Here is a 15,782-nt window from a genome sequence, read left to right as displayed (position 1 = left end):
ATAGTCAAATAAAAAAATTTTAATGAGATTATTCAATATTAATTTTCAAAAAAATAAAAAAATAAAATTGAAGGAACAAAATAATAGTAAAAAATATGATCAATATGTTGAACTTGGTAAATTAGTAAAAGAAGCAAGGACTCAAAATAATCTTTCTGTTAAAGAATTATCAAATATCTCTAAAATCCCAGAATCTTCTATAAATTCAATTGAGAATAATATTGAAGACCTTAGACCAAGAGATCCTTTTCTAAGGTCAATATTATTAAAGTTGGAAAAATGTTTATCTCTGGAAAATAATACATTGGTAGGGTTAGAAATTAGAGAAACAAATACTTTCGAAAAAAACAAAAAAAAAATAATTTTGAGAAAGTTTGATTTTCTAAATTCCTGGCAGGGAAGTTTTTTTTATTTTTTATTTTTAATTTTGATACTATTTTTTCTTAATCGATACTTTATTTCAAATATTAATATTATTGAGATTCAAATTATTGAGGAAAAAGGAAAATAAAATATATCTGATGATCTAATTGCTTAATCTCCCATAATTATTTCCAAGGTCACTATATTTTTTTAAATTCATATCTATCTCGTCAAGAGTTTGATTTAATTTCCATCTCCAATTGTTAGTAATTGTACCAGGTGTATTTAATCTACTTGAATCGTCCAAAGATAAGATATCTTGAATTGGAGAGATAAAAAGGTTTGCTTTTGTACTCATGCCAATTTCCATTAAATTCCAAGAGGGATCAATTGAGTATTTATATTTATCTTTAATATGGGTTTTAATTGTAATATCTAAACAGTCCCACCACGATGTGGAGGTAGCGTTATCATGGGTTCCTGTATAAACAACCCAGTTCTCTTTTTCGATATTTTTAGGTAGATAAGGGTTATTGTCATTCCCATCGAATGCGAATTGTAAAATCTTCATACCAGGTAATTCATAATTATCCCTTAATATCTCTACATCTTTAGTTATTACTCCTAAATCCTCAGCAATGATAGGTAGATAATCAGATTTTAAATCTTTTTTTAAAAGATTTAATAGCTCTTTCCCAGGGGAATTAATCCATGACCCATTAATAGCATTTTGGGCATTCCCATCAACTCTCCAATATCCAGCCAACGCTCTAAAATGATCAAGTCTTAATATGTCAACAAGTTCAAATTGTCTCTTAAATCTTTTTCTCCACCATCTAAATGCTGTACTTTTGTGCTTAGCCCAATAGTAAGTGGGAGTACCCCATAGTTGTCCCGTAGATGAGAAATAATCAGGAGGCACTCCACTTTGAAAAAGTAAATCTCCATTTTGAGAGATAGAAAATAGTGATTTATTACTCCATACATCCACACTGTCTCTTGAAACATAAAAAGGCAAATCACCTATTAGTGTAATTCCATTAGTTTTGGCAAAGACTTTGATTTCCTTCCACTGTTTATCAAGATGCCATTGTATTAATTTTGTTTTAAGTATTTCATTTTTTTTGTCTTTTATCCATGTTTTTATAAATTCATTTTCCTTTTGCTTAAACTCCAATGGCCACTCCCACCATGGCAACATATTGAATTTCTCTCTTAAGACCATAAAGATTGAATAATCTTCAACCCAAGTATTTTTTTTATTCCATAAATAAAAATCAGTTTTTCTCATTTCAGATTGAGATTCCCAATCAAATAAAAGATATTCTCCTAATTTTTTCGATAAATTATTTGCATAATCAAAATCAAAATGATCTTCGTTCTGATTAATTGATTGTAAATCCTTTTTATTTAATGAAATGATAAAGTTTTCTTCAATCAATTTATTGATATCAAGAAACCAAGGATTTAACGCAAAACTGGATGGCGAACTATAAGGAGATCCAGTTGAATCTGTTGGAGTAAGAGGTAAGAATTGCCAGTGATTAATCTTATACTTACAAAGCTTCTTAATCCAATCTTTAGCGCCTTCTCCAAAGGTCCCGCAGTAACTACCTCCGGGAAGACTTGAAGGATGAACAAGTATACCTAACGATTTATTTTTTAGAACTGATTTTAAACTCATTAATATAAGGTGATTTTTTATAATTCTTTTATCAATTATTATCTAAAATTAAGAATAATTAAATATATATCATTTAACAAATAAATTTTGATGTTTCTTGTATTTACTTATAACTTTCAAAATTATATATTTCGGAATATTTAATATTCAAACCTTGTTCTTTTAACTATGAAAGATAAATAAGTTAATTAATTTTTGCCAAATTAATATTAGGTACTACGATATTAGTAGATTTTTAAAGCTAATTTCGTGACAAGTTTTATCACGGCAGTAGATAATGAAGAACCGACTTTTAATCTAACTAATAGTAGATTGAGGTTAGTTAGTGGAACTTCTAATCCTAAATTAGCTGAAGAAATTGCATCATATTTAGGGATTGAAAATGTTCCCTTAGTATCTAAAAGATTTGCTGATGGGGAACTTTATGTTCAAATTCAACAATCTATAAGAGGTTGTGATGTATTCCTTATTCAACCTACATGCGCTCCTGTCAACGATAGTTTAATGGAGTTGATGATTATGGTTGATGCTTGTAAAAGAGCTTCAGCTAGACAAATTACAGCGGTCATTCCATATTTTGGATATGCAAGGGCGGATAGAAAAACTTCAGGAAGAGAGTCAATCACAGCAAAGCTTACAGCAAATTTACTTGAGAAGTCAGGTGTGGATAGAGTTCTTGCCATGGATTTACATTCAGCTCAAATACAAGGATATTTTGATATTCCTTGCGATCATATATATGGATCTCCTGTCTTAATTGATTATCTTGAGTCTCTAAAGTTGGAGGAAGTTGTTGTTGTATCTCCTGATGTGGGTGGAGTAGCCAGAGCAAGAGCATTTGCCAAATTAATGAGTGATGCTCCATTAGCGATTATTGACAAAAGAAGATCTGCTCATAATATCGCAGAGAGTTTGACCGTTATTGGAGAAGTTAAGGGAAAAACGGCTATTCTTATAGATGACATGATTGATACTGGAGGTACTATTTGTTCCGGAGCAAATTTGTTAAAAAAAGAAGGTGCAAAGAGAATTTTTGCGTGTGCTTCTCATGCAGTTTTCTCTCCACCCTCTTATGAAAGGTTAAGTTCAAAAGATTTATTTGAACAAGTTATAGTTACTAACAGTATTCCAGTTATTGATAATTACGAATTTCCTCAGTTAAAAGTACTTTCTGTAGCAAATATGTTAGGAGAGGCAATATGGAGAATTCATGAAGAAAGTTCGGTTAGCTCTATGTTTAGATAATAAATTTATTTTTTATTTTGTTTAATAAGCTCTTTTAATCTTTCCTCGTAACTATTTTTTACTTCTTTAGGAATGTTTTTAGGACAAATATTTAGAGCACTTGACACAATCTGAAAAGTTCCAGCATTATATAATCTTTTTTGGTCAATTTTTTCAGTTCCAAACTCTTTAATAACGCCCTCATGCTTTCCTATAATTACATTTGCGAAAGTAGCACTAGCTATTCCAAGACTTTTCTCAAAATCAACTTCAGCATTTGTAGCAATACAAAGATAAGAGGCACCCATTTGCCTATATAAGAAAAGATCTTTCTCGGTAGCCGCTTGTAATTTCTTGTCGGCTTTTAGTTCTTTATTGAATATTGTTATGTCAAAAAAAGTTAAGTATAAAAATATAGGAAGAGTTAGAATTTTAAAAAATTTTTTTGAATACAAATTTATAAGCATAAATTATTTTTTAATTTACTTTTTAAAGATAACATTTTTTATTTTTAAACTTAATAGGCTAAAAGAATTTATGTAATAATTTTTATTTCATGATGATTCTCTACTATTTTAAGTTTATCTTTGTTCCATGAATATATAACTCTATATCTATAATTATCTCCCTCAATAAGTCTTGTGTGTTCAAGAATGTACCAATCTTCATAAGATGATTCGAAAATCATTTCATGTTCATCAACTTGTTTAATATTGGATATTCCATCAATATCACTTAAATAAAATTTTTCTCTTATTAATTGGTGGTCCTTTATAAATGCTTGCATTTCTCCTCTTTCTCTATATTTGGGATGTTCATCAAAAAAACTATATTTCTTTTCTGGATACCAAGTGAATTTATAATGAGATTCCCATTCTTTTTTATTTTCAAGAGACTCAATATTTATGAACATGCAAAGGTTGTAAGTTTTCCTTTCTTCTTCGAGAAAATATGTCCTATTGGATTTCCAAAGTCCAATATTACGAGAAAACCATCTTTTTAAATTACTATCTATGCTTACTTCAGGGGAAGTATATCCACTGTAATTATTATTATTGTTTTGAATATTAGCAACCATTTCTAAATATCGTCTATATGTTTGATAGCTTAACTGTAAAATATATATAAATATCTTAATGTGTTTATAAGCAAAAACAGCTTATCAAAAATTCTGGGCAAATGATTTGAATGAAAAAAAAGAATTAAAATTAATATTAGTAGCTGCTAGAAATCATCTTTCTAGAGGCGATCTTAAATTATTACTATCTTATTTAGAGTCTGATGACTGCGAGTTTGAGATTTCTCTTCAGATTTCTGAACCGACAGAACAACCTGAACTGCTTGAATTGCATAGATTGGTTGCTATTCCGGCTCTTATTAAGGTTTCACCAGCTCCAAAGCAAATATTTGCAGGAAGTAATATTTTTGTTCAGTTGCAGACTTGGTTGCCTAGATGGAAACAAGAAGGAGTTACAAAAGATTTAGGTATTAATCTTCAACCTTCTAAAATAGATTCAATCAGAACCCAAAAAGAGTTTCTCCTTGAGGAAGAATTATTGGTTCTTAGACAAGAAAACGAAACACTTACAAAAAGAATTGAATCACAAGAAAGACTTTTAAGAATGGTTGCACATGAATTGAGAACGCCACTGACGGCAGCAACTCTTGCTATTCAAAGTCAAAAACTAGGACAAATTGATATAAAAAAATTGCAAGACGTAATTAAACGACGTTTAGAAGAAATTGAACTTTTATCTCAAGATCTTCTTGAGGTTGGAACAACTAAATGGGAAGCTCTTTTTAATCCTCAAAAAATTGATTTAGGAAACATAAGTGCTGAGGCAATTCTTGAATTAGAAAAGTTTTGGAGATTAAGGAAGATAGAAATTGACACTGACATACCATCTGATCTCCCAAGCGTATATGCAGATCAAAGAAGAATGAGACAGGTATTTTTAAACTTAATTGAAAATGCCCTTAAATTTTCAGAAAATTCTGGAAGAATTAAAATTACATTGATTCATAAAACAAATCAATGGGTAGAAATAACGATTTGTGACAAAGGTGCTGGAATTCCAGTAAGTGAGCAAAAAAGAATATTTCTTGATAGAGTTAGATTGCCACAGACATCTGAGGGAACATCAGGATTTGGTATTGGCCTATCTGTTTGCAGAAGAATTGTTGAAGTTCATGGAGGGAGAATATGGGTTGTATCAGAAGTTGGTGAAGGTTCATGCTTTCATTTTACTGTTCCAGTGTGGCAAGGCCAAAACAAAGATCAACAACACTTGACGAAAGGATAGCTTTACTCCTAATTTTTTATTAGCTATTAAGCTATTTCCTTGGCCCCATCGTCTAGAGGCCTAGGACACCTCCCTTTCACGGAGGCGACAGGGGTTCGAATCCCCTTGGGGCTATAAATTAATTTTCAAAATTTTAATTATTTATTTTATTGAGGCTTTTGCTTGCTTATCTACTGCAATCAAATTTTCAGAAAGGTCTTTTTTTAACCTTTTTTCTATCATTCCTATTGGCATCCATTGACAACCTTGTACAGTCAGATCATAAATTAATGAGTTTTTTGAAGTGTCTTTTATTTTTTTAATTTTCCAGCTCCCTTCAAATCTTCTGAAATCTCCTTTAATTAGACTAAATTTTAATAAACCAAGTTCTTTCTCTTCGAATAAATCAATAGTAACTTCCGCAGAAAATTTCATTCCAAGGAAATCTTGAGCACCAACTTGTTTTAGATGAACATTATTATTATTTTTATAAATTTTTCTACTAGATAACAAATTTGGGATATAGAGATTTAGGCGGTCATAATCAGTTAGAACATTCCATAGTGAGTTGAAAGTCGCAGAAGTAGTTAACTGAGCAGCAAGCCTTCTTGTTCCTCCAGAAAGCTTTTCCATGGTCTGCTCAATTGTCCTATAATCACCATTTTGAGAATGAGTTACTGATCTTTGAGAATTATTCATAGATGAATTTTTTATTAAATAAAAAATTATTCCTGTGTAACTATACCGATAAAATTTATAAAAATTTAAAAATGGAAAGATTTATAATTAAATATTCCGATCTCAAAACGTAACCATTTTTATAAAACACATACAAATTAATATACAAATTGATAATCTCTTAGTATAAATAAGTTCAAAAAATGGTTTACTCACAAGCAAAAGTTATCGCAGGTGGATTAGCTCATATTCCAATTGTTATATCAGTTTTTTATCTCATAATGACTTTTTTTAATAAAAGGGCTATAAAATTTGAAGAAGCAAATAAATCAAAAAAAACTGAGGCAAAAGTAGTGGAATCTAAGAGTGAATCGAAATCATTAGATGCTGCAAAGGTTGCATCCCAGAAGCCTTTGAAGAAAAAGCATGCTGATGTCCCAGTTAATATATATAGACCAAAGACTCCATTTGAAGGAACTGTGACTGGCAACTACAGTCTTCTTAAAGAAGGTGCTATTGGAAGAGTAAATCACATTACATTTGACCTTAAAGAAAGCGATCCTTTTTTAAACTATATAGAGGGACAAAGTATTGGTATTATGCCTGAAGGTGAAGATGCCAATGGTAAGCCACATAAACTAAGACTTTATTCAATAGCTAGTACAAGACATGGAGATGATTTCGAGGGTAATACCGTTTCTCTTTGTGTCAGGCAACTACAGTATGAAAAAGATGGTGAAACTATTAATGGTGTTTGCTCTTCTTATTTGTGTGATATTAAGCCAGGAGCTAAGGTAAAGATTACAGGTCCTGTAGGAAAAGAAATGCTACTTCCTGATGAAGAAGATGCAAATATAGTTATGTTAGCTACTGGTACGGGTATAGCTCCTATGAGAGCTTATCTAAGAAGAATGTTTGAAGCTACTGAAAAAGAAAAAAATAAATGGAATTTCAAGGGGAAAGCTTGGTTATTTATGGGTGCTCCTAAATCAGCTAACTTGTTATACGAGGAAGATCTACAGAGATATCTTGAAACATATCCAGATAACTTTAAATATACTAAAGCCATTAGTCGTGAGCAACAAAATACAAAAGGGGGGAGAATGTATATTCAAGATAGAGTTTTAGAATCTGCAAATGAAATTTTCAATATGATCGAAGATGAAAAAACTCATATTTATCTTTGTGGTCTAAAAGGAATGGAACCTGGGATAGATGAAGCTATGACAAAAGCAGCTGAAGAGAAGGGATTAAATTGGTCAGAGTTAAGACCACAATTAAAAAAAGCTGGTAGGTGGCACGTAGAAACTTATTAAATATTCCTATAAAAATTTTTTTAATAAATTAAAGACTTTTTTGGTTTAGACACAAAATGTAGCTAATTAGTCCAAAAAAGACGATTTTATCTATATAAGACTTATAAAAAGATATGTCCTCAACCTTAAGTAATCCTCTTAGATTAGGTTTGCGACAAGAAAGAGTGATATCTCCACAATGCCTAATAATATTTGGAGCTAGTGGAGATCTTACTCATAGGAAACTTATACCTGCCTTATTTGAACTTTATCTGCAAAGAAGGATCCCAAGTGAATTCGCCATAGTTGGATGTGCAAGAAGGCCTTGGAGTGATCAAGATTTTAAGGAAAAAATGAAGGGTAAGTTAGCTGATCAAATATCTGACAATGAAAAGGAATGGGAACAGTTTTCAAATTATCTATTCTACGAACCAGTTGATTTGCAGCAAAGTGATCATGTAGTAAGACTTTCCAAAAGATTAAATGAGATTGATAAATTACAGGCTACACATGGAAATAACACCTTTTACTTATCAGTATCTCCAAACTTTTATGGAAGTGGATGTAAGGCTCTAAAGGCTGCTGGATTACTAGATGATCCGAAGAAAAGTCGAATCGTTATTGAAAAACCCTTTGGAAGAGATTATTCAAGTGCGAAGAAATTAAATAAGATCGTTCAAAGTTGTGCAGATGAAAGTCAGATATATCGAATAGATCATTATTTGGGGAAAGAGACTGTTCAAAACATACTTGTTATGAGGTTTGCTAATACTATTTTTGAACCTATATGGAATAGGAATTATATTTCAAGTGTTCAAATAACATCATCGGAAACTGTTGGGGTTGAAGATAGAGCTGGTTATTATGAAAGCTCTGGGGCTTTAAGAGATATGCTCCAAAATCATTTAACTCAAATGCTTGCTGTAACAGCGATGGAGCCTCCTGGTAAATTTGAACCTGAGGCAATAAGAAATGAAAAAGCAAAAGTTCTTCAAGCTTCAAAACTTGCCGATGAGAATGAACCCTGGAATTGCTGTGTCAGAGGTCAGTATGCACAAGGAGGTAATAGTCTTAAAAGACTTAAAGGTTATAGGGATGAAGATGGAGTAAATTTGAACAGTACAACAGAAACTTATATTGCAACAAAAGTATTTATTGATAATTGGCGATGGCAAGGAGTTCCTTTCTTCTTAAGAACAGGTAAAAGACTACCGAAAAGACTTGGGGAAATTGTATTAACATTTAAAGATGTCCCAGTACATTTATTTGAATCAACAATAATTAATCCTGCGCCAAATCAGCTTATTCTTAGGATTCAGCCTAATGAAGGAGCTACTTTTAAATTTGAAGTCAAATCACCTGGATCTGGGATGAAAGCAAGACCAGTTGAAATGGAATTTTCTTACGATGAATCTTTTGGAGAGCCTTCTGACGAAGGTTATGTAAGGTTGTTGGCTGATGCCATGCTCTCAGATCCTACCTTGTTTACAAGGAGTGATGAGGTAGAAGCTGCTTGGAAACTTTATACACCATTAATAGAATTAATGGAAGACGCTCCTTGGAAGTTACCTATTCATAAATACGAATCAATGACTTGGGGACCTCCTGAATCAGATCAATTACTTTCCAAAGATAATATTTTTTGGCGCAGACCCTAATTTTATAATGAAACCTCAATTAACACTTCAAACCCCATTAGAACTACCTCATCAAGAAATATCTAATTATTTAAATCAATTATGGATTTCTGAAGATGAAGAAAGTGTTGGAGCAAATACTTTTACTTTGATGGTCTGGCAGCCTGCATGGCTTGAACAATGTTTAGTTAAATCAGGCTTAATAAGTGGACCAATTACTGGAACATTAAGTCCAGAGATAATAAAAGTTGCTAAAAAATTAATTATAGATAAAGGATTATCACATACTACTTCTATACATAGTGAAGAGTTATTGACTTTGTTAAAGGAAAATTTATTAAATAAAGATTACGAAGACTTAAGAGGGCAATTCTTTGAATCTTCAATAAGCACTTTAAATCCTAGAAGATTAATTACCTTAGCACCAACTTTAAATAAAGAATCAGAGATAAAAACTTTTGTATCTGCATATTGCCCACTTAGTGATAACACTATAACTCAACCTATCTGTGGCGATTTGGTCGTCATAAGGGGTGACTCTAATTCTATTAACAATAAAGGATTGAAAATTATTGATGACCTATCTATTAAAGATTTACCTATTTGGTTATGGTGGAATGGCAGCCTTGATGAATCACAAGAAATTTTTAATTTTTTCACAGATCAGGGTATTAGGTTAATTATTGATAGTGCAAATGGGTCGCCCAAAAGATGCTTAAAAATCCTCTATCAATCAATAAAATCAAATAAGGCTATTAATGATTTAAATTGGGTAAGACTTAAAAGTTGGCGTGAATCATTAGCAATGATTTTTGATCCTCCATCCAGGAGACCTATATTAGAACATATTTCAGATATTGATATAGATATAGCAGAAGGTAATTTTCTTCAAGCTTTACTTCTAATTTCGTGGATTAGTGACAAACTAGAATGGGTATTTTCAAAAATAAATAAACATGGAGATTTAATAAAAATAGAATTTAAAAGAAAGAATGGCGAGAATATTTTGACATGTATAAACCCTGTACCTTTGGGAAATCCAAGTATTCATTCAGGCCAAGTTATTGGATTAAGGTTGATTTCTAAAATTAGTGAGGTTCGTAAAAACAATACTTGTGTAATTCTTGGGTGTGAATCTGTTGAATGTATGAGACTTGAAGCTGGAGGTATGGCTGATATGCAATTAATAGAGCAAGTTGTTCCAAACTCTTTTTCTTCATCAGAATCTGATGTAAGTAAGTTATTGGGAAGTAGTAGAGGAAATACTAGTCCACTTTTTGAAAATGCTATTAAGGTCGCAGTTCAAATATTTAATGGTTTTAATAAATAAAAGAAATTAAATGCCTTGTGTAATATCTTCTCCTTCAACTGATAGTGGGAAAACTACTTTATCTCTTTTGATTTCTTGTTGGGCTTTTTCAAAAGGGATAAAAATACAAACTTTCAAGGTGGGACCAGATTATCTTGATCAACAACAACTTAGTTCAATTGGCCAACCCATTTGTCGGAATTTGGATATTTTTTTAAGTGGTGAAAAATGGGTTCAAAAAAATTTTTTAAAGCATTCTTTGAAATATGAATTCTCATTGATAGAGGGAGCTATGGGTCTTTTTGATGGATTAGGTGCAACTTCTTATTCAAGTACTGCAAATGTTGCCAAACTTCTTGATACTCCAATAATTTTTATTGTTAATGCTAAAGGTCAAGTAGCCTCTCTTCTTCCAACATTTAGAGGTTTTAGAGATTTTGATAATAAATTATCAATAAAAGGAATTATATTTAATAACGTGAATTCAGATAGACATAAAAAATTAATTACAGAAGTTTTTAAAAATGAGGATATCCAAATCCTTGGGTTTTTACCTTCCGATTCAAAAATAAATGTTAACAAGGCTAATTTAGGTTTAATTTCTCCCTTTGATAGTGATAGAAAAATTGATGTTGATTATTTTGCAGGTTTTGCTGAAAAAAATCTTGATGTTGTTTCTCTATGTAAATTTCTGAAATCTCCTTCAAAAAAAAATATATTAAATACCAATAGTTGTAAAGATTTTAAAATAAATAAAAAGAAACCTATCGTAATTGCAGAGGACAAAATCTTTCATTTTCAATACCCTGAAACGAGGGATTTTCTTGATGAAATAGGAATTCCACTAATTCCATGGAGCATTTTTAATAATGAAGAAATTCCAAATGAGGCTTCATCTTTAATTATTCCAGGAGGGTTTCCCGAAAAATATGCTGGTCATATAAGTGATTCAGATAAAAGCTTAAAGTCATTAAGAGAATTCCGTAAAAAAGGATTTATTTATGCAGAGTGTGGAGGAATGATGATCTTAGGAGACCTAATTAAAGATGAAAATGGTATTAATCATAAAATGAGCGGAATATTACCTTTTAAGTCTAAAAAAAGTAATTTGTCGGTAGGTTATAGATATATAAAGGGTTTAAAAGATACTCCAATAATTAAACAAAATCAAACAATTAGAGGGCATGAATTTCATTATTGGGAAGTTGAACGAGCCTCCTCAGAATTTGATTTAAAAAAGAATGAGAATCATAGCCAATTATTTTCTCCATGGGAAATTAAATCGTGGGAGACTAAATTTAAAAAAGAAGGTTGGTCAGATAAAAAATTACATGCAAGTTGGATTCATTTACATTTACCAAGTTGCCAAGAAGCTGCAAAAAACTTCGTAGATGCTACACAAGTTAATTATTCTCAAGATGCTTAATTTATTATCAAATCAATTATGTTGAGAGGAGAACCTATAAACACAATTCCTGGTAATGTGATTATTGGACCTAAAAGACTTCCTATAATAACCTCAAATTTTGTATGACCAAGAGTTTCTTTTAAAGCAACTTGAGATTTGGGATCTAATTTTTTTGATAGTTTGTTAATCTCTGCAGCCTGAATACCGGCTGATTTTCTAACCCCACTTGCGTCGTACATAACAATGAGTGAAAGTGCAATAGCTAATGCAAATATTGGGTTATCAAAGCCTAATTGAAAACCTATTCCTGATGTAGCCCCAGTTATTAAAGCAGAATGACTTGAGGGCATCCCTCCTGTTTCAAACATAATTTCAAATCTAACCTTTCCTGTTGCAAAGAAATTAAATATAATTTTTAAAAATTGAGCTATTAAACAAGCTAATAAACTCCAGAAAAGAACTGAATTATCGAAGAAAGCTGAAAATTCTGACATAAGTTAAAAACTCTTTACCTATCTCTATTTGTAATGAAATCAGCTAAGGAGATTAAATATTTTGCATTTAAACCCCAAGGCTCAATTGCTTTCTTAGCTTGGTCCACTAAATCGAAAGCTTTTTTCTTTGATTCTTCCATCCCAAGTAATTTGGGATAAGTAGTTTTATCTGCTAAAAGATCTTTACCTGCTGTTTTACCAAGTTTCTCACTACTTGAAGTTAAATCAAGGATGTCATCTATTATTTGGAATGCTAAACCAATACCCTCTGCATAAGTAGTTAGGGCATTTAATAATTCTTCATTAGCTCCTGCAATCATTGCTCCAGTTCTGACAGAGGCTTTTAATAATGCACCGGTCTTATGAAGATGTATATATTCAAGGGTTTCGAGGTCAACTTCTTTACCTTCGCATTCCAAATCAACAACTTGACCACCAACTAGTCCGGGTGCTCCTGCTACAAGGGAAAGTTCTCCAACTACATTTAATAATCTATTGGAATCAACGCCAGGGCTTCTTAATGAGACCATTTCAAAGGCTCTCGTTAGTAATGCATCACCAGCCAGAATAGCTATTGCATCGCCGTAAACTTTATGATTAGTAGGTCTTCCTCTTCTAAAGCCGTCATTGTCCATCGCAGGTAAATCATCATGAATCAATGACATGGTATGAATCATTTCTATGGCAACTGCTGTAGGAACTGCTAGAGAGGGTTCACCTCCTGCTAGTGAACAAGAAGCTAGACATAAAATTGGACGTATCCTTTTTCCTCCAGCCAGGAGAGAATATCTCATTGATTCCCTAAGGATTTCTGGGTTCTCGGGGCCTAATGAGAAATCAAGAGCTTCTTCGACGACTTTTTTTGTGTCTGTTAGATATTTTTCAAAATCTGGAATATTATTTATAACTTCTGTCATTTTTTACGTTGAGTAATGTTTTTCTGCATCGTTAGCTTTATGGCAGCAGGTCATTAAGAGTTGATGATAAACCAAATTGTTTTTGCCAGCTGAAAATAGTATTTACTAGTAACATTGTTACTGTCATTGGTCCAACCCCCCCAGGGACGGGGGTGTATGCAAATACTTTGGGAATGACATCTTCTAATAATACATCTCCACATAATCTGGTTTTGCTTTTGTCGGAACTTGTTAATCTATGTATTCCAACATCAATAATTACAGCTCCCTCTTTAACGAAACTTGAGTTTATGAGGTTAGGTTTTCCTGCGGCAGCGATTAATATATCTGCTTCTTTGCATATTTTATTTAAATTTATAGTTTTTGAATGAGTTATTGTCACCGTCGCATTAAGATTCAACATCATAAGAGATAGGGGTTTCCCAACTAACAAACTTCTTCCAATAACAACAATTTTTTTTCCTTCAATTTTAATATTTTGAGATTTTAGTAAATTTACGATCCCAGCTGGTGTGCAAGATCTCATTGCCTGTTCATTTTTTACTAACTTCCCAATATTTTGCTCATTTAATCCATCTACATCTTTTTCTGGATTAATGAAACTTATCAATCTTTGTTCATCAAATTTCTTTGATATGGGAAGTTGTAATAACATTCCATCAATATTATTATCAAGATTTAATTTATTTAATAATTGTTCAACTTCTTTTTGCTCTACTGTATCTTTTAGATGAAAAATATAACTCTTTATTCCAACTCTTGAACAAGCTTTTTCTTTGTTACCTACATAAACTCCGCTTGCGGGATCTTCGCCAATTCTTATTACAGCCAAACCAGGATTTCTTTTTGCAATTGTTTTATTAGTAAGAATATAATTTCTTAATCTTTCTTCTATTTCTAGGGATAATTTTTTACCATCTAGTTTTAATGACATTTAGAAAAACTTCTCCTTTTTACTCCTAGCATGCCTATAATTTTAAATTAATCAATTCGATTTAATTCTATTCTGTGCAAAATACAACAAGAATTATAAAAAAATTAAATAACTTATGGAACAGAAGTCAATTCCCTTCACAGAATCCTATTCAAATTTCAAAAATAGATAAATTAATTATCTTCCTAATATGTATTGTTATCTCCATAATATCTTCCTATGAAATTCTTCTTGTTCAACCTTTAGAAGGTTCAGATTTTTTGTCTTGGGGCATTAATTTTAGTGAAGTCTTATTTACTTGCGGATTTTTAATACTAGTTTCTAGAAAAGAAAATCCAAATATTAATTCAAGACAAATCCTTTTAATTATTTCACTACTATTATTTGTTCAAATGATAAAAAATATATTTGGATCAGGATTTAGTCCTTTATCAATCATCATACCTCCTGCTTTAATTATTTCTCAAGGTATGGGAACCATAACTGCTTTAGCTTGGGTCTCAATAGCAAGCCTAAGTTGGCCAGAGTCTCTGACAAATATTAATAGTTATCTTCTACTCATAACATTGATTTGCGCATGTTTTGTTTCAGTTCTTGGCGGAAGAATAAGGAGTAGAGCTCAGTTACTTCAACTCTCAATATTTGTTCCAATCGGGGCATTGATTTCTCAATGGTTACTAATTGGAAATGAGGAATATTCCTTTTTGGATAACCAAGAAATTTTTACTTCAAATGGCAAAATATTTTCTGATTCTCTGTTATTGGCAATAATAATGCTCATAACAATATTATTTATCCCTATTTTTGAGTCCGTATTTGGATTGTTAACAAAGGCAAGATTATTGGAATTGGCTGATAAAGAAAAACCTCTTATTAGAAGACTCTCTATTGAAGCCCCAGGAACTTTTGAACATACTTTGTTGATATGTGGTCTAGCTGAAGAGGCGACAAGAATTATTGGAGGTGATATTGATCTTATCAAAACAGGTTCTCTATATCATGATGTTGGGAAATTACATGCTCCAAATTGGTTCATTGAGAATCAAGATGGTGGGGTTAATCCACATGATGAAATTGATGATCCTTTAAAAAGCGCAGAGGTTTTACAAGCCCACGTAGATGAAGGACTGAAATTTGCAAGAAAAAATAGATTACCAAAACCAATAGCTAATTTCATCCCAGAACATCAAGGAACTCTTAAAATGGGATATTTTCTTAATAAAGCTGAAGAGAAAAAATTAAATTTTAATGAGAGTGATTTTAGATATAAAGGTCCTATCCCTCAATCCAAAGAAACTGCTATCTTGATGCTTGCCGACGGATGTGAAGCGGCCTTAAGAGCAATGGATATTAATGCTTCTGATTCTGAAGCAATAGAAACAATATCCAAAATATTTTATTCAAGGCAAGTTGATGGTCAGTTAAATGATAGTGATCTTTCCAAGGGAGAAATTTTTCTAATAAAAAAATCTTTTTTAAATGTTTGGAAAAGAATTAGACATAGAAGAATTCAATATCCAACAACAATAAATAACACTTTCTCTTAATCTAATATTT

15 protein-coding genes and 1 tRNA gene are annotated in these 15,782 nt (G+C 31.6%); 9 read left to right on the top strand and 7 right to left on the bottom strand.

Annotated elements, in window-relative coordinates:
- Positions 1–22: 22 nt before the first annotated feature.
- Positions 23–511: a helix-turn-helix domain-containing protein gene (locus tag TX50_RS05810; RefSeq protein ID WP_011132715.1), complete on the top strand. Its 489-nt coding sequence runs from the start codon at positions 23–25 to the stop codon at positions 509–511.
- A gap of 15 nt (positions 512–526) precedes the next feature.
- On the opposite strand, the gene malQ is transcribed toward TX50_RS05810, so the two are convergent.
- The gene (gene malQ, locus TX50_RS05805) at positions 527–2,047 is read right to left on the bottom strand and encodes a 4-alpha-glucanotransferase (protein ID WP_011132714.1); all 1,521 of its coding nucleotides are present in this window, start codon (positions 2,045–2,047) and stop codon (positions 527–529) included.
- A gap of 249 nt (positions 2,048–2,296) precedes the next feature.
- On the opposite strand from malQ, the gene TX50_RS05800 reads away from it, so the two are divergent.
- Positions 2,297–3,292 (top strand): ribose-phosphate pyrophosphokinase, encoded by a 996-nt coding sequence (locus tag TX50_RS05800; RefSeq protein ID WP_011132713.1) that lies wholly within the window; start codon positions 2,297–2,299, stop codon positions 3,290–3,292.
- A gap of 5 nt (positions 3,293–3,297) precedes the next feature.
- On the opposite strand, the gene TX50_RS05795 is transcribed toward TX50_RS05800, so the two are convergent.
- Positions 3,298–3,738 (bottom strand): hypothetical protein, encoded by a 441-nt coding sequence (locus TX50_RS05795; RefSeq protein WP_011132712.1) that lies wholly within the window; start codon positions 3,736–3,738, stop codon positions 3,298–3,300.
- Between the two features lie 68 nt (positions 3,739–3,806).
- On the bottom strand, positions 3,807–4,349 hold the full coding sequence (locus tag TX50_RS05790) for a hypothetical protein (RefSeq protein WP_011132711.1): 543 nt from the start codon (positions 4,347–4,349) through the stop codon (positions 3,807–3,809).
- A gap of 106 nt (positions 4,350–4,455) precedes the next feature.
- Here TX50_RS05790 and TX50_RS05785 point away from each other — a divergent pair, with 106 nt between their 5' ends.
- Together TX50_RS05785 and TX50_RS05780 are read left to right on the top strand one after the other, a co-directional pair.
- The gene (locus tag TX50_RS05785; RefSeq protein WP_011132710.1) at positions 4,456–5,574 is read left to right on the top strand and encodes a histidine kinase; all 1,119 of its coding nucleotides are present in this window, start codon (positions 4,456–4,458) and stop codon (positions 5,572–5,574) included.
- 41 nt (positions 5,575–5,615) lie between these two features.
- A tRNA-Glu gene (locus TX50_RS05780) sits at positions 5,616–5,688 on the top strand.
- Positions 5,689–5,715: 27 nt separating this feature from the next.
- Here the strand turns inward: TX50_RS05780 and TX50_RS05775 are convergent.
- Positions 5,716–6,252 carry an SRPBCC family protein gene (locus TX50_RS05775; protein WP_011132709.1) on the bottom strand — a complete coding sequence of 179 codons (537 nt, stop codon included), beginning with the start codon at positions 6,250–6,252 and terminating at the stop codon, positions 5,716–5,718.
- A 182-nt stretch (positions 6,253–6,434) separates the two neighbouring features.
- Between TX50_RS05775 and TX50_RS05770 the strand changes: the two genes are divergently transcribed.
- The 4 genes from TX50_RS05770 (at position 6,435) to TX50_RS05755 (ending at position 11,898) form a co-directional block, all read left to right on the top strand.
- Positions 6,435–7,547 carry an FAD-binding oxidoreductase gene (locus tag TX50_RS05770; protein WP_011132708.1) on the top strand — a complete coding sequence of 371 codons (1,113 nt, stop codon included), beginning with the start codon at positions 6,435–6,437 and terminating at the stop codon, positions 7,545–7,547.
- Positions 7,548–7,660: 113 nt separating this feature from the next.
- Positions 7,661–9,184 carry a glucose-6-phosphate dehydrogenase gene (gene zwf, locus TX50_RS05765; protein ID WP_011132707.1) on the top strand — a complete coding sequence of 508 codons (1,524 nt, stop codon included), beginning with the start codon at positions 7,661–7,663 and terminating at the stop codon, positions 9,182–9,184.
- A gap of 7 nt (positions 9,185–9,191) precedes the next feature.
- Positions 9,192–10,493 carry a glucose-6-phosphate dehydrogenase assembly protein OpcA gene (locus tag TX50_RS05760; RefSeq protein ID WP_011132706.1) on the top strand — a complete coding sequence of 434 codons (1,302 nt, stop codon included), beginning with the start codon at positions 9,192–9,194 and terminating at the stop codon, positions 10,491–10,493.
- A gap of 10 nt (positions 10,494–10,503) precedes the next feature.
- Positions 10,504–11,898 (top strand): cobyrinate a,c-diamide synthase, encoded by a 1,395-nt coding sequence (locus TX50_RS05755; protein ID WP_011132705.1) that lies wholly within the window; start codon positions 10,504–10,506, stop codon positions 11,896–11,898.
- Here TX50_RS05755 and TX50_RS05750 read toward each other — a convergent pair.
- Genes TX50_RS05750 through folD form a run of 3 tightly spaced genes read right to left on the bottom strand, consistent with a single transcriptional unit; the run spans position 11,895 to position 14,225 of the window.
- Entirely contained in the window at positions 11,895–12,374 is a 480-nt protein-coding gene (locus TX50_RS05750) for a divergent PAP2 family protein (RefSeq protein WP_011132704.1), read from the bottom strand. The genes TX50_RS05755 and TX50_RS05750 overlap by 4 nt on opposite strands.
- Positions 12,375–12,388: 14 nt before the next feature.
- Positions 12,389–13,291, bottom strand: a complete 903-nt coding sequence (locus TX50_RS05745; protein ID WP_011132703.1) for a polyprenyl synthetase family protein — start codon at positions 13,289–13,291, stop codon at positions 12,389–12,391.
- A gap of 37 nt (positions 13,292–13,328) precedes the next feature.
- Positions 13,329–14,225, bottom strand: a complete 897-nt coding sequence (folD, locus tag TX50_RS05740) for a bifunctional methylenetetrahydrofolate dehydrogenase/methenyltetrahydrofolate cyclohydrolase FolD (protein ID WP_011132702.1) — start codon at positions 14,223–14,225, stop codon at positions 13,329–13,331.
- 74 nt (positions 14,226–14,299) lie between these two features.
- On the opposite strand from folD, the gene TX50_RS05735 reads away from it, so the two are divergent.
- Positions 14,300–15,772, top strand: a complete 1,473-nt coding sequence (locus tag TX50_RS05735) for an HDIG domain-containing metalloprotein (RefSeq protein ID WP_011132701.1) — start codon at positions 14,300–14,302, stop codon at positions 15,770–15,772.
- Positions 15,773–15,782: the final 10 nt, after the last annotated feature.

It is taken from the genome of Prochlorococcus marinus subsp. pastoris str. CCMP1986 (assembly GCF_000011465.1).
GTDB lineage: Bacteria > Cyanobacteriota > Cyanobacteriia > PCC-6307 > Cyanobiaceae > Prochlorococcus_A > Prochlorococcus_A pastoris.
This window is presented reverse-complemented; position numbering and strand designations above follow the sequence as displayed.

Coding starts and splice junctions, on each gene's coding strand:
- TX50_RS05810 (WP_011132715.1), top strand. CDS start 23: ATGAGATTATTCAATATTAATTTTCAAAAAAATAAAAAAATAAAATTG.
- malQ (WP_011132714.1), bottom strand. CDS start 2,047: ATGAGTTTAAAATCAGTTCTAAAAAATAAATCGTTAGGTATACTTGTT.
- TX50_RS05795 (WP_011132712.1), bottom strand. CDS start 3,738: ATGCTTATAAATTTGTATTCAAAAAAATTTTTTAAAATTCTAACTCTT.
- TX50_RS05790 (WP_011132711.1), bottom strand. CDS start 4,349: ATGGTTGCTAATATTCAAAACAATAATAATAATTACAGTGGATATACT.
- TX50_RS05775 (WP_011132709.1), bottom strand. CDS start 6,252: ATGAATAATTCTCAAAGATCAGTAACTCATTCTCAAAATGGTGATTAT.
- TX50_RS05770 (WP_011132708.1), top strand. CDS start 6,435: ATGGTTTACTCACAAGCAAAAGTTATCGCAGGTGGATTAGCTCATATT.
- zwf (WP_011132707.1), top strand. CDS start 7,661: ATGTCCTCAACCTTAAGTAATCCTCTTAGATTAGGTTTGCGACAAGAA.
- TX50_RS05760 (WP_011132706.1), top strand. CDS start 9,192: ATGAAACCTCAATTAACACTTCAAACCCCATTAGAACTACCTCATCAA.
- TX50_RS05755 (WP_011132705.1), top strand. CDS start 10,504: ATGCCTTGTGTAATATCTTCTCCTTCAACTGATAGTGGGAAAACTACT.
- TX50_RS05750 (WP_011132704.1), bottom strand. CDS start 12,374: ATGTCAGAATTTTCAGCTTTCTTCGATAATTCAGTTCTTTTCTGGAGT.
- TX50_RS05745 (WP_011132703.1), bottom strand. CDS start 13,291: ATGACAGAAGTTATAAATAATATTCCAGATTTTGAAAAATATCTAACA.
- folD (WP_011132702.1), bottom strand. CDS start 14,225: ATGTCATTAAAACTAGATGGTAAAAAATTATCCCTAGAAATAGAAGAA.